Annotated in this window: 21 protein-coding genes; 11 read left to right on the forward strand and 10 right to left on the reverse strand. The window is 70.6% G+C overall.

The window, feature by feature from the left end; genetic code table 11:
* Nucleotides 1–85 precede the first annotated feature (85 nt).
* The gene (locus DEJ48_RS04010) at nucleotides 86–964 is read right to left on the reverse strand and encodes a helix-turn-helix domain-containing protein (RefSeq protein WP_223831882.1); all 879 of its coding nucleotides are present in this window, start codon (nucleotides 962–964) and stop codon (nucleotides 86–88) included.
* A gap of 187 nt (nucleotides 965–1151) precedes the next feature.
* Here DEJ48_RS04010 and DEJ48_RS04015 point away from each other — a divergent pair, with 187 nt between their 5' ends.
* Nucleotides 1152–1937, forward strand: coding sequence for a helix-turn-helix domain-containing protein (locus DEJ48_RS04015; protein ID WP_150214515.1), 786 nt, complete (start codon nucleotides 1152–1154; stop codon nucleotides 1935–1937).
* A gap of 160 nt (nucleotides 1938–2097) precedes the next feature.
* Complete coding sequence (locus DEJ48_RS04020) at nucleotides 2098–2607, forward strand: XRE family transcriptional regulator (protein WP_223832426.1); 510 nt, start codon at nucleotides 2098–2100, stop codon at nucleotides 2605–2607.
* A 51-nt stretch (nucleotides 2608–2658) separates the two neighbouring features.
* On the opposite strand, the gene DEJ48_RS04025 is transcribed toward DEJ48_RS04020, so the two are convergent.
* Together DEJ48_RS04025 and DEJ48_RS04030 are read right to left on the reverse strand one after the other, a co-directional pair.
* On the reverse strand, nucleotides 2659–3480 hold the full coding sequence (locus DEJ48_RS04025) for a hypothetical protein (protein ID WP_150214519.1): 822 nt from the start codon (nucleotides 3478–3480) through the stop codon (nucleotides 2659–2661).
* A gap of 296 nt (nucleotides 3481–3776) precedes the next feature.
* Nucleotides 3777–4229, reverse strand: coding sequence for a hypothetical protein (locus tag DEJ48_RS04030; protein ID WP_150214521.1), 453 nt, complete (start codon nucleotides 4227–4229; stop codon nucleotides 3777–3779).
* A 283-nt stretch (nucleotides 4230–4512) separates the two neighbouring features.
* Here DEJ48_RS04030 and DEJ48_RS04035 point away from each other — a divergent pair, with 283 nt between their 5' ends.
* Together DEJ48_RS04035 and DEJ48_RS04040 are read left to right on the forward strand one after the other, a co-directional pair.
* Nucleotides 4513–5514 (forward strand): helix-turn-helix domain-containing protein, encoded by a 1002-nt coding sequence (locus DEJ48_RS04035; protein WP_150214523.1) that lies wholly within the window; start codon nucleotides 4513–4515, stop codon nucleotides 5512–5514.
* Nucleotides 5515–5529: 15 nt separating this feature from the next.
* Nucleotides 5530–6420, forward strand: coding sequence for an SAM-dependent methyltransferase (locus DEJ48_RS04040; protein WP_150214525.1), 891 nt, complete (start codon nucleotides 5530–5532; stop codon nucleotides 6418–6420).
* Between the two features lie 246 nt (nucleotides 6421–6666).
* Here the strand turns inward: DEJ48_RS04040 and DEJ48_RS04045 are convergent, their stop codons facing one another.
* Nucleotides 6667–7560, reverse strand: coding sequence for a LysR family transcriptional regulator (locus tag DEJ48_RS04045; RefSeq protein WP_150214527.1), 894 nt, complete (start codon nucleotides 7558–7560; stop codon nucleotides 6667–6669).
* 122 nt (nucleotides 7561–7682) lie between these two features.
* Here DEJ48_RS04045 and DEJ48_RS04050 point away from each other — a divergent pair, with 122 nt between their 5' ends.
* Together DEJ48_RS04050 and DEJ48_RS04055 are read left to right on the forward strand one after the other, a co-directional pair.
* Nucleotides 7683–8681, forward strand: a complete 999-nt coding sequence (locus tag DEJ48_RS04050; protein ID WP_150214529.1) for an NADP-dependent oxidoreductase — start codon at nucleotides 7683–7685, stop codon at nucleotides 8679–8681.
* 127 nt (nucleotides 8682–8808) lie between these two features.
* On the forward strand, nucleotides 8809–9702 hold the full coding sequence (locus DEJ48_RS04055; RefSeq protein WP_150214531.1) for a DUF1963 domain-containing protein: 894 nt from the start codon (nucleotides 8809–8811) through the stop codon (nucleotides 9700–9702).
* Between the two features lie 33 nt (nucleotides 9703–9735).
* Here the strand turns inward: DEJ48_RS04055 and DEJ48_RS04060 are convergent, their stop codons facing one another.
* Complete coding sequence (locus DEJ48_RS04060; RefSeq protein WP_150214532.1) at nucleotides 9736–10791, reverse strand: type II toxin-antitoxin system prevent-host-death family antitoxin; 1056 nt, start codon at nucleotides 10789–10791, stop codon at nucleotides 9736–9738.
* Nucleotides 10792–10802: 11 nt separating this feature from the next.
* Nucleotides 10803–11414 (reverse strand): DinB family protein, encoded by a 612-nt coding sequence (locus tag DEJ48_RS04065; protein ID WP_223831883.1) that lies wholly within the window; start codon nucleotides 11412–11414, stop codon nucleotides 10803–10805.
* Between the two features lie 117 nt (nucleotides 11415–11531).
* On the opposite strand from DEJ48_RS04065, the gene DEJ48_RS04070 reads away from it, so the two are divergent.
* From DEJ48_RS04070 to DEJ48_RS04085, 4 genes are all read left to right on the forward strand, one after another.
* On the forward strand, nucleotides 11532–12392 hold the full coding sequence (locus DEJ48_RS04070) for a maleylpyruvate isomerase family mycothiol-dependent enzyme (RefSeq protein WP_150214537.1): 861 nt from the start codon (nucleotides 11532–11534) through the stop codon (nucleotides 12390–12392).
* A gap of 65 nt (nucleotides 12393–12457) precedes the next feature.
* The gene (locus tag DEJ48_RS04075; protein ID WP_150214539.1) at nucleotides 12458–13420 is read left to right on the forward strand and encodes a MerR family transcriptional regulator; all 963 of its coding nucleotides are present in this window, start codon (nucleotides 12458–12460) and stop codon (nucleotides 13418–13420) included.
* Nucleotides 13421–13590: 170 nt separating this feature from the next.
* On the forward strand, nucleotides 13591–14697 hold the full coding sequence (locus tag DEJ48_RS04080) for an MFS transporter (RefSeq protein ID WP_362822515.1): 1107 nt from the start codon (nucleotides 13591–13593) through the stop codon (nucleotides 14695–14697).
* A gap of 152 nt (nucleotides 14698–14849) precedes the next feature.
* Nucleotides 14850–15272 carry a CBS domain-containing protein gene (locus tag DEJ48_RS04085; RefSeq protein ID WP_223831884.1) on the forward strand — a complete coding sequence of 141 codons (423 nt, stop codon included), beginning with the start codon at nucleotides 14850–14852 and terminating at the stop codon, nucleotides 15270–15272.
* Nucleotides 15273–15355: 83 nt separating this feature from the next.
* Here the strand turns inward: DEJ48_RS04085 and DEJ48_RS04090 are convergent, their stop codons facing one another.
* Together DEJ48_RS04090 and DEJ48_RS04095 are read right to left on the reverse strand one after the other, a co-directional pair.
* Complete coding sequence (locus tag DEJ48_RS04090; protein WP_150220945.1) at nucleotides 15356–16540, reverse strand: RNA polymerase sigma factor; 1185 nt, start codon at nucleotides 16538–16540, stop codon at nucleotides 15356–15358.
* Nucleotides 16541–16548: 8 nt separating this feature from the next.
* Nucleotides 16549–16956: a YciI family protein gene (locus DEJ48_RS04095; RefSeq protein ID WP_150214542.1), complete on the reverse strand. Its 408-nt coding sequence runs from the start codon at nucleotides 16954–16956 to the stop codon at nucleotides 16549–16551.
* A gap of 431 nt (nucleotides 16957–17387) precedes the next feature.
* Between DEJ48_RS04095 and DEJ48_RS04100 the strand changes: the two genes are divergently transcribed.
* Nucleotides 17388–17891: an SPW repeat protein gene (locus tag DEJ48_RS04100; protein ID WP_223831885.1), complete on the forward strand. Its 504-nt coding sequence runs from the start codon at nucleotides 17388–17390 to the stop codon at nucleotides 17889–17891.
* A 68-nt stretch (nucleotides 17892–17959) separates the two neighbouring features.
* Here the strand turns inward: DEJ48_RS04100 and DEJ48_RS04105 are convergent, their stop codons facing one another.
* Together DEJ48_RS04105 and DEJ48_RS04110 are read right to left on the reverse strand one after the other, a co-directional pair.
* A complete protein-coding gene (locus DEJ48_RS04105) occupies nucleotides 17960–18985 on the reverse strand; it encodes a DNA topoisomerase IB (protein WP_150214544.1) in 1026 nt (341 codons plus the stop codon).
* Nucleotides 18986–19141: 156 nt separating this feature from the next.
* Nucleotides 19142–19495 carry a DUF6479 family protein gene (locus tag DEJ48_RS04110; protein ID WP_223831886.1) on the reverse strand — a complete coding sequence of 118 codons (354 nt, stop codon included), beginning with the start codon at nucleotides 19493–19495 and terminating at the stop codon, nucleotides 19142–19144.
* Between the last annotated feature and the right edge of the window lie 43 nt (nucleotides 19496–19538).

The following is a 19538-nucleotide window of genomic DNA, read 5'->3' on the forward strand; positions in this document are numbered from 1 at the left end:
GACATGAGCGGGCGCGGCGCAACGTGGTTATGCCCTGGACCGGCGTGTGCTTCCACTGGCCGGAATTTGCGTGTTCCTGTTCCACTCAGCGGAATACGTGGTCGGGTTTGAAGACCAGCACGAAGAACCGGGCGCCGGGCGATCCCAGGGGCATGGCGGCGCACATGGTGACGTCGCCCACCACGGAGCGCGCGTGGTCGTCGCAGCAGCGGCTCAGGTGGGCGGATTCGTGGGCGGAGCCGGACCAGGGTGCGCGCATCCGACGGGTGTCACCGTTGGGGTGGACGTAGGTCAAGTGGTTCGTCCGGTAGATGGGGCCGGAGACCGGGTCGGCGCTGACCTCCTCGTCGAGCCGCTGCAGGTCGTCGTTCTCCGGATGCAGGACCACGGCGTTGCGCAGCTGGGCGGTGAGCGGCATCGCCCAGTCCGTTTCCCAGTTCACCAAGTGGTGCTCGCGCGCGGCTTCGTTGAGCAGCATGTACCGCATGAGGTTGCGGTCGGGGATGGCCGGCTCGGTGTGCGGGGCGCGCGGAAACATGTGGACGAACTCGGTGTTGTACGCGACGACGTTCCACGCGACATCGTTGACGTAACTCGCGTTGCCCACGACGCTGCGCACCGCCTCCGCCCACATCGCGGGCACGGTCGCGCCGGCCAGCGGGTCCTGCGGATGCGGTGGTTCGTGCCCCAGCGAATAGACGTAGAGAGCTATGCGCTCGTGCTCTTCCAATCGCAGGACACTGACGACGCGGTCGAGGAAGTCGCCCGCGGGCGCGCTCATCTCGCCGCGTTCGAGCTGGGCGTACGTCCGCTCCGAGACGTAGAGGAGCTGGGCGACCTGCGCCTGCGACAGGCCCGGGGCCCGGCGGCCGCGGCCGTGGCGCGGGGGCCAGCCCAGCTCGGTGGGGTCCAGCTGTTTCCGTTTCCACTGCAGCAGTTCGCGCAGGGCTGCCTTATTGTCCACCTTCCGCCCTTTCGCGGAGGAGCGCGAGATGCGCGACGCCATATACCGGAAGTTGATTTTCCTGAATTTCTCGCCACGTAAAAAGACGTTCCTGGCGGTCCCCGGTGATCGACCATGACAATGGCCGCTCGGATCCGGCCGCACTGCGAAAGGCGCGGCGGTCCTCGAGCGCGAGGGGGAGTTCGCGATGCTGCACAGTGCCGCCGTCACGCCGCCGGAGGGGGCGAGCCGCGCTGTGGGGCGCACGCTCGCCGTTCTGCGGGCGCTGCGTCAGGCGGGGCCCGGGGCGCATCCGCTGGCGGCCATCTCGCTGCGCGCCGGATTGCCGCCGGCGACGACGCACCGCTATCTGCAGGCGCTGCTCGACGAGGGCGCCGTCGTGCGCCAGGGCCCGCGCGGCCACTACGCCTTTGTAGAAACTCCGCATTTGGTCTCCGACTTCCCTCCCGAGTTTCCTGACGAACAGCCAACTGGTCTCAGTTTGCCCATAGTTCGTTCGGAGTTGATCACACTACAGTCGCGGACCGGTCAAATCGCACTGGCGTATGCGGCGCTTCTCCTGGGAAGGCCGCAACGCGTGTCGGCGGAGACGGCTCTCGGCGCACACGCCGACGTGCTGAGTGCGGCTCCCCGGGCCTCACTGCAAGCGCTGTGGAGCGCACCGCTGGAGGCCGACGCGTCCGGGTGGGTCATTCAGTCCTGCCTGGGAGACTCGACCGCGGCTCGACCGCCCCTCCGCCGGATCCGCGAGGAGGGATTCGCGATCGGGCCCTCTCCCCTCGCGGGCTGGGAGATCGTCGCGGCGCCGGTCTGGCGGGGCTCGACCGTGTCGGGTGCCGTCAGCCTCCTGGTCTCCCATCAGGGCGCGCGCAGCACCGCGATGCGGGACCGCTTCGTCGCGGGGGTGCTGGCCACGGCCCGGGTCATCAGCCACCGGCTGACGCGCGGCGGCGCCGCGGCACCTCCGGCTTGACTGATACGGGGTGGCCCGGAGGCCCGGGTTCCGGTGCTGGCTAGGCTTGGCCGCGAGCCGCGTACGCCTGTCGACCAACAGGCACACACGGCGGTGAGTCGATTCGCGCAAGTACGGCCAGCCTGGGCGGGTTTTGAAGGGGGAAGTGCCGGTGCACACGGTGTGGCGGACGGTTGTCGAAGGCATCACGGGCTCCATGGCCTACCTCACGGACAAGCGCTGGAACATCCTCGCGCACAACGCCGAGTTCCAGACCCTGTTCCGGGGCGGCCGGGCACCGTCCAACCTCATGCGCTGGATGCTGCTCGACGAGGAGGCCCGTCGGCGTACGCTCCTGAACTGGGCCGAGGACTGGGCGCGCGGAGCCTGCCCGGCCCTCAGACAGGCGGTCACGACGAGCCCCGCCGACCCCGAGCTGGTCGACCTGGCGAGCGAGGTCCGGCGCGATCCGGTGGCAGGGCCCATCTACCTCGCCACGGCGACGCTCCATCCCGTCCACCCCGACGGGGCCGTCTACCGCATCGACCACGCCGTCAAGGGGCCGGGCTGGGTGGTCGCGTCCGCGGCCACGCCGCTCCCCGAGATCGACGCGAGGTTCGTGATGCTCCGCTACCGGCCGGGTCCCACGCGGCCCCACCAGCCTCCGCCGCTGCGCAGGCGCGCCCGCTGAGAGCTCCTTCCCGCAGGCTCCGGGGCCCGGTCAGGCACCTGCCGGGCCCGGTCAGTCCTGCGGTGTACGAGCGTACCGGCGCAGGAGTCCGGGGAGCCGGCGTGACTCCGCGTCCCGTTGCTCCCGCAGGGAGTTCAGCTCGTCCGTGTGCTCCGCCACAGCCGAGTTCTGGAGCTCCGATTCGACGGCGAAGTTGACGCCGAGGACGTTGGTCCGCAGCTTGCAGGCGACGTCGGCCCTGGCGACCGCCCTCTCCCCACGGGTGGGGGCGGTGTTCTGGAGATCCCATCGGGGGTCGTCGACCGCGGCGGCGGGATCGCGGTACGTGAATCCCCGCTCGTGCATGCACGCGGCCCACTTCTTGTTCACCGCGGTGACGCGCGGGTCGGTGCGCGAACGTACGAAGAGTTCACGGCGCAGCCGCGCGACCAGCGCGTCCCCCTTGCGGGCCGACACCGACGTATCACCCTGAACGGTACGGGCCGCCTCTCCGACGCACCCGCCCTCAGGAACGGGCTCGCCCCGGACCGAGCCCGGCTCACCGCCGCTCTTCGTACGGCCGGACAGCACCGTACGTTCCGCCTCCGAGAGCGAGTTGACGGCCTGCGGTGCCCGGCTCCCCGTGGACGCGTCGCTGAGGTGGTATCCGTACTCGGCGGCCATGGCACGGTCGCTGACGCCGTAGCGGCGGGAGGCGTACTCGCGTTGGGTCGCCGTTGCCTCAGCGATGTATCCCTCGGTCAGATGCGGGAGGTAGCGGAATCCGAACCTGCGCATGCAGTCCTGCTGGGCGCGGTAGACGAGGTATTCGCTGGTGGCCTGCTGCTTGGGGCGCAGAGTGAAGGTGTCTACGGGCAGCCGCAGTTGGTCCATGCTCGTCGGTGTAGGTGTCGGGACCGGAGTGGGAGCCGCCGAGATCCTCGGTGCCGTGTCACAGCCGGTGGTGACCGGGAGCGCGAGGAGCAGGGCACCGAGGCAGAGGGCGGTCTGCCGCACTCCACGGCGTCCGACGGGCGCGCGGTGTGTGCGGTGTGTGCGGTGTGTCTGGGTCGGATCTTCGGCGGGCGCTTCACCCATGGCGGGTCTCCGGTTCTTCCGGTGCCTCGGGGCCTTCGGTGCGGGTTGGTCCGCCCCCTGGCCATCCGGGGGCGGACCGCGGTCGAAGCCGCTCAGGTGCAGGAGTCCACGCGGATCGACGCCTCGTTGTTGCGCAGGGTGCTGTTGAGGTTGCCCCCGTGCCCGGCGTGGAGCCAGTTGGCGTCGCCCTGGAAGTTCGGCGAGACGAACGTGGCGACATGGCAGTTGGTGGTGTTGTTGCCCATGGAAGCCGCGTTGTTGCGCACCACTTGGCCGGCACCCGCCGTGCCCGTGCCGTGGTTGCCGAACTTGTTGCCGCCGAGGTCCTTGTCGGAGGTCGACGTCGGCGTCCAGCTCGCGTTGTCGAGGTTCGGGCTGTAGTACAGGCACATGTAGGTGCCGCACGGCTGCCAGAACGAGGGCCACTTGTCGATGTTCCACGAGGTGGCGCCCGCCGTGGGGGCGAGTGTGAGGGCGCCCGCGCCGAGCGCGGCCATGGTGGTGGTCACCACGGACGCCCGTTTCAGGGCACGAGTGAGTCGCATGGTCATGGGTTCCTCCGTTGTGTGAGCGCGCCGTACTAGCGCGTTAGTGTCAGCGACAGGTGGTCGCGGCCCCGTGGGCCGGGCCGGTGCCGGACCGGCTCGGCGGGTGGGCCGGCAGTCATGTTGCCGCCGCGCCCCGCACGGGTCGTTAGCGCTCGGCGCACTCTTGTACGTGCTCGACGCACACTTCTTCCTCTCCCCCCTCCCCTCGGGCAGGCTTGCCGCCGATCGCACGACGGCCGAAGGACGCGCACGACCAGCGTGTCCACGAGTGGGGGAAGACATGGAGACGGTTTTCGACACCGCGCACTTACCCGGCCCCGACCGTGCCGAGGCATGGATCGAGACGACGGCCCTGGCCCTCGTCAGGACGGACTTCGTCCTGCTGGACCCGGACACCTTCGGTGCCCGGCTGAACGCGGCAGCACTGGGAGCCGTGCAGGTGACGGAGATGTCGTACGGGCCACTGCACTCCCGACGGACGCGCCGACTCATCAGGCAGTCGGATCCGGAGCAGTACCAGGTCGCCTACATACGCCGGGGGTACCAGGGCATCGAGCAGGTTCGGCGGCAGGCTCTCCTGGGCCCCGGCGAACTGGTCCTCTACGACAGTTCACACCCCTTCGACGCCACCGTCGGCTCCGGGCAGGGAGTGGCCCGGTCGGTGCTGCTGCAGTTCCCCAAGAGGCTGCTGCCCCTGCCCGAGGCCAAGGTCGCGGGACTCCTCGCGGAGACGATGTCCGGTACGCACGGCGTCGGCCGCCTCTTCGCCCAGTTCCTGTCCACCCTGGCCGACGACCACATGACGTACACCGAGCGGGACGCCGCGCGTGTGGGGAACACCGCGCTGGACCTCGCCACGGCCGTCCTTGCACACCACCTCGACGGGGAGCTCGCACCCTCGTTGTCGGCGCCGGGCGTCCTGTTCCTGCGGATCACCTCCCACATCGAACAGCATCTGCACGCCCCCGACTTGGAGCCCGCCACCATCGCGGCGGCCCACGGGATATCGCTGCGCTATCTGCACCGGATCTTCCAGCAGAACGGCGCGTCGGTCAGTGCGTACATCAAGCGACGGCGCCTGGAACAGTGCCGGCGCGACCTGGCCGACCCGGCCCTGAGCCACCTCACGGTCCACTCCATCGCCAGCCGGTGGGGGTTCCCGCGCCCCGCCGACTTCACCCGCGCCTTCCGGGGCGCCGTGGGGGTGCCGCCCACGCACTACCGGGCGCGGTACGCGTCGGCCTGTGCCCCCTCGGGTCGGTCGAATGCGCGTACACCGTGATCGAGGACCGTCACAATGGTCACACGGTTCATCGTCGCCACGGAGGCGGCGCTGCGCTGCCGGAACAGCGCGTGGGTGCGGAGAGGGGAAGACGTGAGCGGGAGACTGCAGCCGTCGGATGTGTCGGACAGGCTGAACACGGGGGTCGCACACAACGCGCGGGTGTGGAACTACTGGATCGGCGGCAAGGACCACTACGAGGTCGACCAGCGGGTCGGTGAACAGGTGGCCGGGATGTTCCCGGTCATCCGGGACGTGGCCCGCGCGGACCGCGAGTTCCTCGGCCGCGCCGTGCGGTTCCTGACCGCCGAATGCGGAGTGCGGCAGTTCCTGGACATCGGCACGGGGCTGCCGACCCTCGACAACACCCACGAGATCGCCCAGCGGATCGCACCCGATGCCCGGATCGTGTACGTCGACAACGATCCGATCGTGCTGGTCCACGCCCGCAGCCTGCTGGTCGGCACGCCCCAGGGAGCCACCGACTACATCGACGCCGACGTCCACCATCCTCACACCGTCATAGAGGGTGCGTCGGTGACTCTGGACTTCGAGCAGCCCGTCGCGGTCATGATGCTGGGCATCCTCAACTTCATCCTCGACACGGGACAGGCGCAGGACATCGTGCGCCGGATCATGGCACCGCTCCCCTCCGGGAGCTACCTCGCCATGACCCATCCGACCACCGACACCGACCTCGGTGGCGAGGGCAACGTAGAAGCGATGAAGTTCTGGAACGAGAACGCGACCCCTCCGATCACCGCACGCAGCCGTGCGGAGGTGAGCGCGTTCTTCGAGGAACTGGACGTTCTCGAACCCGGCCTGGTGTCGTGCTCGCGGTGGCGCGCGGAGTCGGCGACGGCTGAGGTGCTGCCGCAGTTCGGGGCGGTGGCCCGAAAGCGGTGAATTTGCGGGTGACCAGGGTGATCAGGATGGCTTGAGCGACGTCGGGGTGCGGGCGTGGCAGCGGGGACGGCAGCGGTCGTGCCCGAGCGCTCCCGCCGTTCCAGCGTTCTCGGCGCGACCGTCGTCGCGGCCGTCCTGGGCGGCGGTCTAGTCGTCGCCCTGCCCGGACCCGAACCCCTCACCACCCGCGGGCCGCGGCGCACCTGCGGTCCACAGCCGTCGCCCGTACCCGCCCCCCCCCCCCCGTCAGGACGCCGGCGCGGCCGCGACGGCCTGGGCAGCCATGACCGCCTGGGCAGCCAGCCGGAGGTCCCCGATCATCGGATTCGGGTCGCCCTTGCGGCTGACCAGGACGACCCGGCTGGGGGGAGCGCCCTCGACCGGGACGGTGACGAGGTCGGGGCGCAGTGAGCTACGCCGATCGCCGACCGGCAGCACGGCGATCGCCCCGCCGCTCGCGACGAGTTCGAGCTTGTCCTCGTAGCTCTCCACCGGCGGCACGCCGGAACCGAGGATCCGGTAGGAAGCCCAGTCCGCGGTCTCGAACGCGCACGGCGCCTCCTCTTCTCCGGCCAGTTCCTCCGCGGTCACCGACGCGCGGCCGGCCAAGGGATGGTCGCGCGGGACCACGAGCATCCGGGGTTCCTCGTACAGCGGCGTGGTGACCACGTCGTCGGCGACGAGCGGCAGCGGGGTGCGCGCGATCAGGGCGTCGACGCGTTTGTCGGTCAGTGCGCCGACGCCCTCGCAGTTCAGATACCGGGTGGTGATCTCGGCGTCCGGGTGCCGGCGGCGCAGTTCGCGCACGGCGGAGGTGATCACCAGATCCTCGACGTAGCCGATGACGATCCGTTCGGTACGGGCCTGTTCACGCACCGCCAGTTCGGCTTGGCGCGCGGCCTGGAGCAGGGCCTGGGCCCGGGGGAGGAACGTCCGGCCCGCCGGAGTGAGCCGGGCGCCCTGGGGCGTGCGGTCCAGGAGTCGTGCGCCGAGGTACTTCTCGAGCCGCTGGATCTGGCGGCTCAGCGCCGGCTGGGCCACGTGCAGGTCGGCGGCGGCCCGGCCGAAGTGCTGGTGCGCGGCCACCACGGTGAAGTAGCGCACGAGCCGCAGTTCCAGGTCCTGTCCGAGATCGTTCACCTCTGCAGGGTACGCGTCATGCCGTTTCGGAATGACCGGGTTGCCGAACCGGTCTTGGACGGCCGTGCATCCCCGGGCCTTCACTGAGGGAGCAACGTTTCCCCGAGAAAGCGACAGGCGCGATGAAGGCGATCCAGTTCCATGCAGCGGGCGGGCCGGAAGTCCTGCGGTACGACGAGGTGCCGGTCCCCGAGATCGGTCCGGGCGAGGTGCTCGTCCGGGTGCACGCGGTGGGCGTCAACCCGCCGGACTGGTATCTGCGTGAGGGCATGAAGGTCATGCCTGCCGAGCTCAGGCCGACGCTGGAGTTCCCCCTGACCCCCGGCACGGACATGTCGGGCGTGGTCCAGGCGGTCGCTCCGGACGTCGTGGATTTCGCCGTCGGTGACGAGGTCTTCGGCATGCTGCGGTTCCCTGGATTCGACGGCCGGACGTACGCCCAGTACGTGGCAGCGCCGACGTCCGATCTTGCGCACAAGCCGGCTGCGATCGACCACGTGCAGGCGGCCGGGGCGCCGATGGCCGTGCTCACGGCCTGGCAGTACCTGATCGATCTCGGCCACGACGTGCCGTCTCCTTTCACGGGCCAGGTGCACCGGCCGGTGCCGATCACTCCGGGGATGACCGTGCTGGTCAACGGGGCCGCCGGTGGAGTGGGCCACTTCGCGGTGCAACTGGCGAAATGGAAGGGGGCACACGTCATCGCGGTGGCCTCGGGCCGGCACGAGCGGTTCCTGCGCGAGCTCGGCGCCGATGAGCTCATCGACTACACGACCACGCGGGCCGCGGACGTGGTCAGCGGCATCGATCTGGTCATCGACGCCGTCGGCGGCCCCGGCAGCTCACGCTTCCTGACCGTGCTCAAGCGCGGAGGCACCATGCTTCCGGTGTTCTTCGCCCAGTACGACCCGGAAGAGACGGCGCGTCTGGACATCACCGTCTCGAACATCCAGGTACGTTCCAACGGCCCCCAGCTCGCCGAGATCGGCCGTCTCTTCGACAAGGGCGAGCTCCGGGTCGGGGTGGACAGCACCTACCCGCTGTCCGAGGCGGCCGGCGCGCACGAGCGGGCCGCGCAGGGCCACATCCAGGGCAAGATCGTGCTGACGGCGGCCTCGTGATCACCGAACGCCGTACCCGGGAACGGGGCCCACCGCTCGATCCGACAGGCCGTGCGACTACTCTCAGCCCACCGCGGCCCCGGCCGCGACCAGGCAGAAAACTGTTGGGTCTGTGAGGAGCTCTCCGATGGCGCGCACCACCCCGCCACGTCCGGTCGATGTCGAGACGCTGTTCCCTGAGGTGGCCGGCCATCGGAAGACGGCCGTTCGCCTGCATCCGCGCCTCGGCGAACCGGGCGCGCGGGAAAGCTCGCTCGGCGGACCCGTGCTCTGGCCGCTCTCGGAGCCCTGGCCCCACTGCGAGGACGAGCACCCGCGCACGGCGTTCTCCCCTCCCGCCCAGGGGTCGGTCCCGCTCGTCCCGGTCCTCCAGCTCTTCGCGGCCGACGTGCCTGACCTGGCCTTCCCCGGCGCCACCGATCTGCTGCAGGTGCTGTGGTGCCCCTTCGATCACGCGGACGGTTATGTTCCCCGCCCCGAGATCTACTGGCGGGGCGGGGACCCGAGCGACCTGCGGCCGGCCGACCCGCCCCGCCCGGCCGGCGCTGGCGACGACTACCTCCCCGACCCGTGCGTCCTGCACCCCGAGCGCGTCACCGACTACCCCAACTGGGACCTCCCCGACGAGGTCGCCGACGCGCTCGAAGCCAGGTTCGACCAGTTGGAGGAGGAGACCGGCTGGAGCTACTGGTCCCACCTCTCCGTGTCGGAAGGCATCAAGGTCGGCGGGTATCCGACGTGGACGCAGGACCCCGACTGGCCGACGTGCCCGACATGCCGTGTGCGCATGGAGCATCTCCTGACGATCAGCAGCAGCGAGTTCGACGGCGAGAGTTGGCGCACGTGGCTGCCCATCGAGGACACGCCGGCCACGGGAACGATCTGGGACCTTCCCTATGAACAACGCACCGAGATCCAACGCCCTCCTGGTCTCATGCTCGGCGACATGGGCGGCATCTACCTGTTCGAATGCACCAACTGCCCCGACAGACCCTTCGCCTACCGCTCGGACTGTTCCTGACGCCGACTTGCTGTTGCCGGCTCGCTGCTTCGATCAGCGGCGGGCCGCCGGACGGGCGCAGCGCACGTTCCCCGAGGTGATCGCGTCCCGGGGCAGGGCGAGGCCGAAGGCCCGTTCCAGGCCTTCGAAGAACAGCGCAATGTTGTCCGTCCAGTTGCCTGCCTTCTCCGCGATGCGGAGGTGCAGGTTGAGGAACGAGAGCGGCGCTTCGGGGGCGAACGGCGCCTCGCCCGGGGTGTACCAGATGAGCTCGTACATGTCCCGCCGGTCCTCGGCGCCGTCCTCGATCGGGAAGGGGTTCTGGTACACCCCGTCCTCGAGGTAGCTGAAGTCGTAGATGGCCTTGGCCATGGTCGCGTTGAGCGTGATCTGCTGCTCGGGAGGCGGGTCGAGGGAACGCGAGAAGGCATGGTCGAAGTCGTGGTATCCCAGCCACGTCCATCCGTTCTCCTCCCCGAAGACCAGCACGCGGCTGAGGTCGTCGGTGCCCTCCCGTGCGTCCCGCTCCTCGACCTGGTGGAGCAGCAGCCCGTCGGCGATGTCCTGCGCGTCGGCGCCATAGGCGAGGGCGACGTCCTCGGCGGCCCGTCCCTTGATAAACACGAGTTCCGTGAAAGGCTCTTGGTTCTGCCAACTGCCGGCGATCCATGCCACGCCGTCGCCCACCGGGCCCTGGCGGGCCAGGAACTCCTCGAACGCGGCCGCCTGCTTCGGAGGCATGTACCCCTGGCGGGCCGTGCGCGCCCTGTCCTCCAGCCACTCGAGCTCCGCCACGGACCTCAGTTCGGCGACCACGGTCCGGTCCCGCACGAAGGTCATCCGTCCCCCGTCGACGTGCACGAACCGGACGTACGGGCCCTGCGGGTCCGGGCCGAACGGCTGCCCCAGCCCCGATCGGGACCTGGGCCGGTGCCCACCGCCGTGGGCCCGTTGGGCGAAGTGTTCCAGCTCGGCGAGTTCCGCCGCAGGCAGCAGCACACTCGTCGGCTCCCCACCGTCGACGACACACACGCGCTCACCGGTCTCCTCGACGCGACCGACGAGACCCGCGAAGTCGCTTATGACTTCGCTCAGTTCAACGTTGTCCATGGGAGGGGACATTAGTGGCGGCGCGGATGAGCGCTGGGCGCAGGGAGGGCTGCGGCCGCTCGGGCCGCCCGATCGATCTTCGCCCGATGAGCCTCCCAGTTCTCCGCATCGTGTGCTGCGTCCGCGTGCTGGGCTGCTGTGCCGGTGGAGTTGTCGAGCTGCTCGCGCAGGATGTCGGCGTGTCCGGCATGTCGACTGGTCTCGTTGAGCAAGTGGATCAGGATGTTGCTCAGCTGCACGTCGGGGCGCGGCCACCAGGGCACGTGGCCGGGGGCGTCGAGGGCGAGGGCTGTGATCGTCGCATCCGAGTGCTGCGCCACGCGACGGTAGCGTCCGATGATCTCCGCCCGAGTCTCGTGCTCGGTCGCCCAAAGGTCGGTGCCGCGCTGGTCGGCGTCGTCCCATCGGGGCAGCGGCTCAGGGAATGGCCGGTCGAAGACCTCCCCGAAGTACCTCGCCTCCCAGACCGACAGGTGCTTGACCAGCCCGAGCAGGTTGGTTCCCGTGGCGGTGAGAGGGCGACGGATGTCGTACTCGCCGAGCCCGTCGAGCTTCCACAGCATCACCTCGCGTATCGCTCGCAGATTCGCGTGCAGCTGGTCTTTCACATTGTCATGGGTCACGAGGCGGGAGCCTGCCACACGCCACCGCCTCGGCCGCCCGAATCCGGCGCAGCGCAGTGCGGTGCGGCGTGGTGTTGATCGATGGTCGGCGCGGGGGTCGGTTGGCAGACTTGGGGGATGGACTTCCAGTTCAGTGGCGTGTCGGGCCATTCGTGGCTCGGTTCGCCCATCGACGCACGCCCCCTCTTCGCCCCCGAGCACGCCGCGCTGATGGCCACGCTGCGCGGTCTGGGGGCTGCCGACTGGGAGCGGGAGGCGGTGCCGGGGTGGCGCGTGCGGGATGTCGTCGCTCATCTTCTGGGGGACTTCTACGGGCGGCTCGGCCGGGACCGCGACGGGCATCGGGGCGGGTCCGCCTTCGCACCCGGTGAGACCCTCGAAGCGTTCATCCACCGCATCAATCAGGAGTGGGTGGACTCGTTCTCCCGTGTGAGCCCGGCCGCGCTCGTCGACACGATCGACCTGATCGGTCGGCAGGTGGCCCGGTTCTTCGAGGCCGCCGACCCCGACTCACCCTCCATGGGCGTGTCCTGGGCCGGTGTCGATCCCGCGCCCATGTGGCTGGACAGCGCCCGCGACCTCACAGAGTTCTGGACCCACCGGCAGCAGATCCGCCACGCCGTCGGCCGGGAGACCGACCCCGACCCGAAGGCTCTGGCCGTCGTCCTTGACACCTTCATGCGGGCACTGCCCCACACCCTGCGCCACGTCACCGCGCCGACCGGCACGCAAGTCCGGGTGCAGGTCGACGGGCCGGCGGGCGGTGCGTGGACCGTGACCGCCACGGAGGAGGGTCGCTGGTCCCTCGCCGTACCGGACGCCGTGCGTCCCGCCGCGCTCGTACGCCTGGACGCGGAGACCGCCTGGCGGCTGTGCACCCGAGGCATCGATCCGGATACCGCGCTCGCCCGTGCGCGGATCGACGGCGACCGTGAACTCGGCGTCGCCGTCTGCCAGATCGTGTCCATCATCTACTGAGGGCACCGCCCTCCCGCACCGCGCAGACTTGAGTCTCCAGTAAGGGGAGACACCAAGGTGGGGGCATGAACGGCGAGACGCTTCATTCGATCGGTGATCTGGCTCGGCGGACGGGTCTGACGGTGAAGACCATCCGGTTCTACGCCGACACCGGACTCGTACCACCGACCGACCGCACCCCTGCCGGATACCGCCGCTACGGCGCCGATGCCGTCGCGCGCATCGATCTCGTACGCACCCTGCGCGAGCTGGGCATCGATCTGGCCACGATACGCAAGGTGTTGGACAGGGAGCTGTCGCTGCCGGACGTCGCGGAGACGCACGCCCAGGCACTGGACGTACAGATACGCGTCCTGCGACAGCGCCGCGCCGTGCTGACGGCGATCGTCGGGCGCGACCCGGCCCGTCGGGAAACGGACCAGAGCGACCTCATGCACCAGCTCGCCTGCCTCTCGGAAGCCCAACGCCGGCACCTGGTCGACGACTTCCTCGGCGCCGTGTTCGACGGCCTGCACGACCACCCCGCCTTCGCGGCGGTCACCCGTTCCCTGACCCCTCTGCTGCCCGACGACCCCGAGCCCGAGCAGATCGAGGCCTGGGTGGAGTTGGCCGAACTGCTCCAGGACCACGACTTCCGCGCGACGTTGCACGGCATGGCCCACAACCTCGCGGTAGACCGCGCCCCGGACGACGGAACGGCTCTGCCCCGGATCCTCGCCGAGGCCGTACGGGCACAGGTGACACCGGCCGTGGAGAACGGCACCGCACCGGAATCGCCCGCCGCGGACCCGATCGTCGCCGCCCTCTCGGCCCACTACGCACGCATCCTCGGCAGCAGCCAGGCCCCGCACGACACCCCGGCCCTCCACGGGCGCCTCGCCGCGCTTCTGGAGCAGATGAACGACCCGCGCCGCGACCAGTACCTCTCCCTGCTGGCCGTCATCAACGGCTGGCCCGCACCCGACAGCCTGGAGCCCGCGCTCACCTGGGCCGTCGAGGCGCTCCGGGTCCGGATGCCGCAGCGGTGACGGCGGGAACAGCATCCCGGCACCGGTCCCAGCGATCCCGAAACCGAAACCGGACACAGAACCGGAGCCGGAACCAGAATCGGAATCGGAGTCGGCTCCTCTCCGACTACCGAGCACTCGCCCGCCTCCCCCACTTCTGCCGTCTCTCCACCATCGCCCTCGCGTCGAAGCTGGCCGCGAGCATGAGCGGCCTGAGTCTGCTGCTCCTCGTCAGCAGTGCATCCTCGTACGGGGCCGCCGGCCTGGCGGTGAGCTGCTCCACCCTCGGCCAGGGCCTGACCGCGCCGTTGCGCGGACGACTCGTCGACCGTCACCCGGTCCGCCCTGTCCTCGCGGGCTGCCTCATCGCCCATCTGAGCGCGACCCTCGCCGTGGTCCTGGCGGCGCGCAACGGCAGTGCGCTGCCGCTGATCTGCGGACTCGCCGCCCTCGTCGGCGCGACCGCGCCGCCCGTCGCCGTCATGATGCGGTCCGTGTGGCACGGCATCACCACCGGCGCGACCCTGGATACGGCCATGGCGCTGGACGCCTCCATGATGGGCGCCGCGCTGATCGTCGGTCCGATGCTCGCCGGCTGGCTCGGACTGTCGGTCTCGCCCCTCCTGCCGTACGCGATCATCGCGGTGCTGACGACCGCTTCCGTCGCGCTGGTCGTCGCGTCCGCCGGGACGCTCCCGCCGCCGCCCACGGGCACTGTGACCGCCCACCGGTCGGGGCTCTGGTCATCGTCGCCGCTGCGGCGTCTGCTGATCGTCGACGCCCTCTTCGTCATGGCGGTGACGGCCGTGGACGTCGTCCTGCCGATCTACGCACGCCAGGCGCACGCCGCCGAACTGACCGGCCCGTATCTGGGCAGTCTCGCGGTCGGCAGCGTCGTGGGGAGCTTCGCCCTGGGTGCGGTCGCGGGGCGGCTGCCCCGGGAGCGCGTGCTTCCGGTCCTTCTGTTCCTCTTCGCCCTCGGCTGCGCCGCTCTGGCCGCGGCCGTACGGGTCTCACCCCTGGTCGTCCTGCTGGTGTGCCCGGTCGCCGGTCTGGTCATCGGGTCGCTCTTCGCCGTGCTGCGCACCACGGGAGGCGAGCTGGCACCGGCCGGACGGGTCACCGAGACCATGTCCTGGCTCAGCACACTCGACATGGTCGGCGGCGCGGCGGGGGCGGCCGTGTTCGCGCAGTTTGCCGGTGTGCGGGATGGCCGGGAGGCGCTCGTGCTCGTCCCGGTGCTCATCTCGGCGGCTGCCGCCGTCAGTTGGCGGGTCCGGGCTCCGCAACGGTGTTGATCCTCCCCCTGCACACACGCCGACCGCACCGCGACGAACTTCCGCCCCTCCCCGTTTCGACCGCGTCCGACTCGGTCACCCGAGGGGGACAGCCTCCGGCACAAGGTAGGTATCGGAGCATCCCAGACACAGAGACGGGACGGTGCATCACCATGGCCACGACGACGGCACGCGACATCATGACCGGCGGCGCACAGTGCGTACAGGCGCACGAGAGCGCGCTCGACGCGGCACGGAAACTGGCGGAATGGCAGGTCGGCGCCCTGCCGATCTGTGGTGAGAACAATCGTCTCGTCGGCGTCGTGACCGACCGGGACATCACCGTCAAGGTGCTCGGCAAGGGGCTCGACGCGGCCGAGGTCGAGGCGGGCACCCTGGCGCAGGGAGAGGCCGTCACGATCGGCGCGGACGACGGCGTCGACGAGGTCTTCGAGACCATGACCCGGCACAAAGTGCGACGCCTCCCGGTGATCGACGGCACCGACCTGGTCGGCATGGTCGCCCTCGCGGACGCGGCGAAGTCCCTCGACGCGCCCGAGGCCGGTCGCCTGATCGCGGCTCTCTCGACCGACTGACGGCCCCGGCTCGGCCCAGCCCCCTCGCACCAGAGCCACCCACGGGGCGACGCCGACTCCAGTCACACGACGCACCACCCTCGTCAGGAGCACGAAGGCCGAGGGTCCGCGCCGCGGCTTCCGAGGAGTTCCGGGCGCCCGTTGAGCCGTGCGGCCTGGCGCGTCAGGTGCGCGCGCTCCGCGAGGTTCGTGGCCTTGCGGGCCGCGTCCGCGTAGAGCCGCGCCGCGACCACCAGGTCGCCGTCGCGTTCGTGGAGGTAGGCCGCCGCGGCGGTGTGGCGGGGCAGGGCGTCGTCGAGGTCCGCCAGCGCCGCGAGGCCCGCGCGCGGGCCGTCCGCCTCGCCGACCGCCACCGCCCGGTTCAGCCGGACGACGGGGCTGTCGGTGAGGGCCGCCAGCTCGTCGTACCACTCGACGATCTGCACCCAGTCCGTCTCCTCCGCGGTCGGCGCGTCCGCGTGCAGGGCCGCGATGGCGGCCTGGGCCTGGAACTCGCCGAGCCGGTCGCGGGAGAGGGCCGTCTGCAGGATGCCGATGCCCTCGGCGATCGTCCCGGTGTCCCACCGGCCGCGGTCCTGCTCGGCGAGCGGCACCAGGCTTCCGTCGGGCGCGGTCCTTGCGGCGCGCCGGGCGTGGTGGAGCAGCATGAGGGAGAGCAGCCCGGCCACCTCGGGATGGTCGATGGCGGCCGCCAGCTGCCGGGTGAGCCGGATGGCCTCGGCGGCGAGGTCGACGTCGCCGGAGTAGCCCTCGTTGAAGACGAGGTAGAGCGTGCGGAGGACGGTGGCGACGTCGCCGGGGCGGTCGAAACGGGCGCCGGAGACCGTGCGCTTGGCCCGGCTGATGCGCTGCGCCATGGTCGCCTCGGGCACGAGGTAGGCCTGGGCGATCTGGCGCGTGGTGAGCCCGCCGACGGCGCGCAGGGTGAGCGCGACGGCGGAGGACGGCGTCAGCGAGGGGTGGGCGCAGAGGAAGTACAGCTGGAGCGTGTCGTCCGTGGCGGGCACGGGTCCGGGGGCGGGCTCGTCGTCGATCCGGTCCTCGCGTCGGCGCCGGGACACGTCTGCCCGGGTCGCGTCGAGGAACCGGCGCCAGGCCACGGTGACCAGCCAGCCCTTCGGGTCGCGTGGCATGTCGTCCGGCCAGACGCGGACCGCTTCGACGAGCGCGTCCTGTACGGCGTCCTCGGCCGCCGCGAAGTCGGCTCCGCGGCGGACGAGGATTCCGAGGACGCTCGGGGTGAGGCTGCGCAGCAGTGCCTCGTTCACCTGTGACGTCACTCCGTGATGGTGGGCTGCTCGGCGAGGAAGGGGCGCAGCTCCAGCCACTCGTGGATCGGCTCGCCGCCCGCGCCGGGGGCTGCGGACAGCTCCCCTGCCAGCTCGACGGCGCGCTCGTACGTATCGACGTCGATCACCATCCAGCCGGCGATGAGGTCCTTGGTCTCGGCGAAGGGTCCGTCGGTGACCGGCGGGCGCCCCTCGCCGTCGTACCGGACCCAGGTCCCCTCGGGGGCGAGCGCCTGGCCGTCGACGAACTCGCCGGTCTCCTCGAGGCGGGCCGCGAAGTCGTGCATGTACTTCATGTGGGCCGAGATCTCCTCCTGCGTCCACTGCTCCATCGGTACGCAGTTGGCCGCCTCCGGGGCTCCGCGGTAGTGCTTGAGAAGCAGGTACTTGGCCATGGTGTTCTCCTCGGTGCTCGTGCGGCCATTGTGGTCGCTCGTTGTCGCTTGCACTGCTGGGACGGAGCGAGCCGCTGGTTCTCGACATCGCCGACAGAATTTTTTCGGGAGATTCTCGGGGGGGTCCGGGGGATTCCTTTCAGGGGCCGAGCGGGGTGTCGGGGCCTGTGGCTCCAGGGGTTCGAGTCCTGAGGCGCGGCCCGGGTTCGAAGCGTATTCTGGTGGGGCGAGAACGCGCGGTCCGCCGCCGAGCGCGGCGACAAGCTCCACCTTGCGGCCCGTCTCTTCTCCCAGGGCCTGACTCTCTTCGGAGAGCCCATCACGCCTGCCCTTCCACCCAGTTGGAGGTGGACGCAGTGACAACGTCCCCCAGGTCCCCATCCGGAATGCCGGCCGGCGCCCCGTCGTCGATGTCCGGAGCCCACACCCCCATGTCCGGGGCGCCGTCCTCCATGGACACGCACCCCGACATCGTCGACATGCGCGCCCGTCACGAGAGTGCCGAGCGCGCGGCGAGCACGCCGAAGGCGCAGGCCATCGACGCGCTGGCCTTCCTCACCGGTCTCTACCTGGCCGCGTCCCCATGGATCGCGGGCTTCAACCAGTTCCAGCGTCTGTCGATCGTCAACCTCATCGTCGGCGTCGCGTACGCGCTCCTGATGAGCGGCGGCTTCGGCCGGGCCTACGAGCGCACCCACGGGATGGCGTGGGCCGCGTGCGCGCTGGGCGTCTGGACGATCGTGGCGCCCTGGGTGATCAGGGGTGACGCCACCACCAGGACGACCGTGCTGAACAACGTCATCACCGGTGCCGTGGCCGCTCTCCTCGCCCTGGCCGCCGTCGCGGCCGCCCGTGCGGGAGACAAGTCGGACGCGTCGGGCGGAAGGAACGGCGTCCGAGGCAGGAGGAGCATGAGCCGCGCCGGTCATGACTGATCGGGCGCTCCCCTTCCCGACCGCGCCCCGCGGCACACCTGCCGCGGGGCGCGGTCGTGCGGACCCGGTCAGTTCAGCAGCCGCAACACCGCCTCCTCCACGGCCCCTTGGGTCGCCGGGCGGCCGAACGTGGCTCCGTCGCCCAGTCGGTCGAGGGCGTCGGCGATGGTGCGGCCCTCTTCGAAGAGCTCGATGACGCGTGGGTTGATGTACGACGCCCGGCAGACGGCGGGCGTGTTCTGGAGGTACTCGCTGACCTCGCGGACCGCTCGGGCGACGGCGCGTTTGCGGGCCGTCCTGGACTCGTCGGCGATCCGCACCGACACCGCGAGGGCGACCGCCGCGAGGACAGTGGCGTGCCAGACGCGGAAGTCCTTGGCCGTGATGTCGGTGCCCGCCCGGTCCCGCAGGTAGTCGTTGAGGTCGGCGGCCTGCAGCTCGTGCCAGGCGCGGCCTTCCCAGTAGGTGAACAGCCGTGGGCCCGCGCTGTCGCGGCGCAGCAGGGCGCGCAGGACCTTGCAGGCGGGCGGGTCGACGAGCGCGCGTGTCTGCGTCTTGGAGAACTTCGCGGGATACGTGACGGAGACCTCGCCGCGCCGACAGGTGACGTGTTCCTTGAGCAGGGTCGTCAGTCCGTACGTGCCGTTGTCCCTCCGGTAGGACTCGTTGCCGATGCGGAAGAAGCCGAGGTCGAGCAGGCGGGCGGCGCAGGCCTGCACGCGTTCCCGGCCGAGGCCGCGGCCCGCGAGGTCCTGCGCCACATGCGCGCGCACCTCGGGGAGTGCGGCGGCGACCTCCAGGACGTGCTCGTGCTTCGCCGTCTCCTGCCGCTCGCGGAACCGCGGGTGGTACAGGTACTGGCGTCGGCCCGCGGCGTCGGTGCCGACGGCCTGCAGGTGCCCGTTGGGCCAGGGGCAGATCCAGACGTCCCGCCAGGCGGGCGGGATGACGAGCGCGCGCAGGCGCTCCTTCTCCGCCGGATCGGTGACGGGACGGCCCGAGGCATCCGTATAGCGGAATCCGCGTCCTGAGCGAACGCGGGTGATCCCGGGTCCGTCGATGTGGCTAGTGCGCAGCCGCCGCTTCTCGCTCATGTCCCAGGAGTGCCCCCTGAGCGGGGTGGCAGACCTCAGGTCAGACCGTTCGGCGCAGTGCGCCGCAGGGCACGACGGGCCGTCACGGGTGACGATCGGAGGGGGCCGATCCGGAGCAGATCGCCGAGGGGATCGACCGGCGACGGCCGGACGGACTCAGCCGAGTCCGCCGCTTCCGAAGCTGCCGCTGTTTCCCTTCCTGTGGTCGTCCGGATCCTGCGAGTCACTGGGGTGCGTGCTGGACCTGCCGTACCCGTTGTGGAGCTCGTGCGGCAGGAGGCGGCGGCCGTCGTGCGGCATCTCGTCCGCCTCGCGGTACTCCCGTTCCTCCCTGGCCGGTCCGTCGTACGGCCGTTTGGGCTGCTCCTCCGGGCTCACCGTCCGCGTCTCGCGCGCCTGGGCGCGCCGGCCCCAGAAGAAGGCGGCCAGGAGCACGCCGACCACGACGACGCCGGCGACCCACATCAGCAGGGCCGCGGTATGGCTGACAGCCAGTTCCATTGGTTCCATACAGGAGGTGTACCCGTCCAAGGCCGAAAAGTAGCCCGAATCG

The sequence above is a fragment of the Streptomyces venezuelae genome (assembly GCF_008642315.1).
Taxonomy (GTDB): Bacteria; Actinomycetota; Actinomycetes; order Streptomycetales; family Streptomycetaceae; genus Streptomyces; species Streptomyces venezuelae_D.

What these genes read in the sequence shown, in the direction of transcription:
- DEJ48_RS04100 (WP_223831885.1), top strand. Translation starts at nt 17,388, where the DNA reads ATGTCCGGGGCGCCGTCCTCCATGGACACGCACCCCGACATCGTCGAC.
- DEJ48_RS04015 (WP_150214515.1), top strand. Translation starts at nt 1,152, where the DNA reads ATGCTGCACAGTGCCGCCGTCACGCCGCCGGAGGGGGCGAGCCGCGCT.
- DEJ48_RS04025 (WP_150214519.1), bottom strand. Translation starts at nt 3,480, where the DNA reads ATGGACCAACTGCGGCTGCCCGTAGACACCTTCACTCTGCGCCCCAAG.
- DEJ48_RS04070 (WP_150214537.1), top strand. Translation starts at nt 11,532, where the DNA reads ATGGACTTCCAGTTCAGTGGCGTGTCGGGCCATTCGTGGCTCGGTTCG.
- DEJ48_RS04085 (WP_223831884.1), top strand. Translation starts at nt 14,850, where the DNA reads ATGGCCACGACGACGGCACGCGACATCATGACCGGCGGCGCACAGTGC.
- DEJ48_RS04040 (WP_150214525.1), top strand. Translation starts at nt 5,530, where the DNA reads ATGGTCACACGGTTCATCGTCGCCACGGAGGCGGCGCTGCGCTGCCGG.
- DEJ48_RS04050 (WP_150214529.1), top strand. Translation starts at nt 7,683, where the DNA reads ATGAAGGCGATCCAGTTCCATGCAGCGGGCGGGCCGGAAGTCCTGCGG.
- DEJ48_RS04110 (WP_223831886.1), bottom strand. Translation starts at nt 19,495, where the DNA reads ATGGAACCAATGGAACTGGCTGTCAGCCATACCGCGGCCCTGCTGATG.
- DEJ48_RS04075 (WP_150214539.1), top strand. Translation starts at nt 12,458, where the DNA reads ATGAACGGCGAGACGCTTCATTCGATCGGTGATCTGGCTCGGCGGACG.
- DEJ48_RS04030 (WP_150214521.1), bottom strand. Translation starts at nt 4,229, where the DNA reads ATGCGACTCACTCGTGCCCTGAAACGGGCGTCCGTGGTGACCACCACC.
- DEJ48_RS04105 (WP_150214544.1), bottom strand. Translation starts at nt 18,985, where the DNA reads ATGAGCGAGAAGCGGCGGCTGCGCACTAGCCACATCGACGGACCCGGG.
- DEJ48_RS04060 (WP_150214532.1), bottom strand. Translation starts at nt 10,791, where the DNA reads ATGGACAACGTTGAACTGAGCGAAGTCATAAGCGACTTCGCGGGTCTC.
- DEJ48_RS04035 (WP_150214523.1), top strand. Translation starts at nt 4,513, where the DNA reads ATGGAGACGGTTTTCGACACCGCGCACTTACCCGGCCCCGACCGTGCC.
- DEJ48_RS04095 (WP_150214542.1), bottom strand. Translation starts at nt 16,956, where the DNA reads ATGGCCAAGTACCTGCTTCTCAAGCACTACCGCGGAGCCCCGGAGGCG.
- DEJ48_RS04055 (WP_150214531.1), top strand. Translation starts at nt 8,809, where the DNA reads ATGGCGCGCACCACCCCGCCACGTCCGGTCGATGTCGAGACGCTGTTC.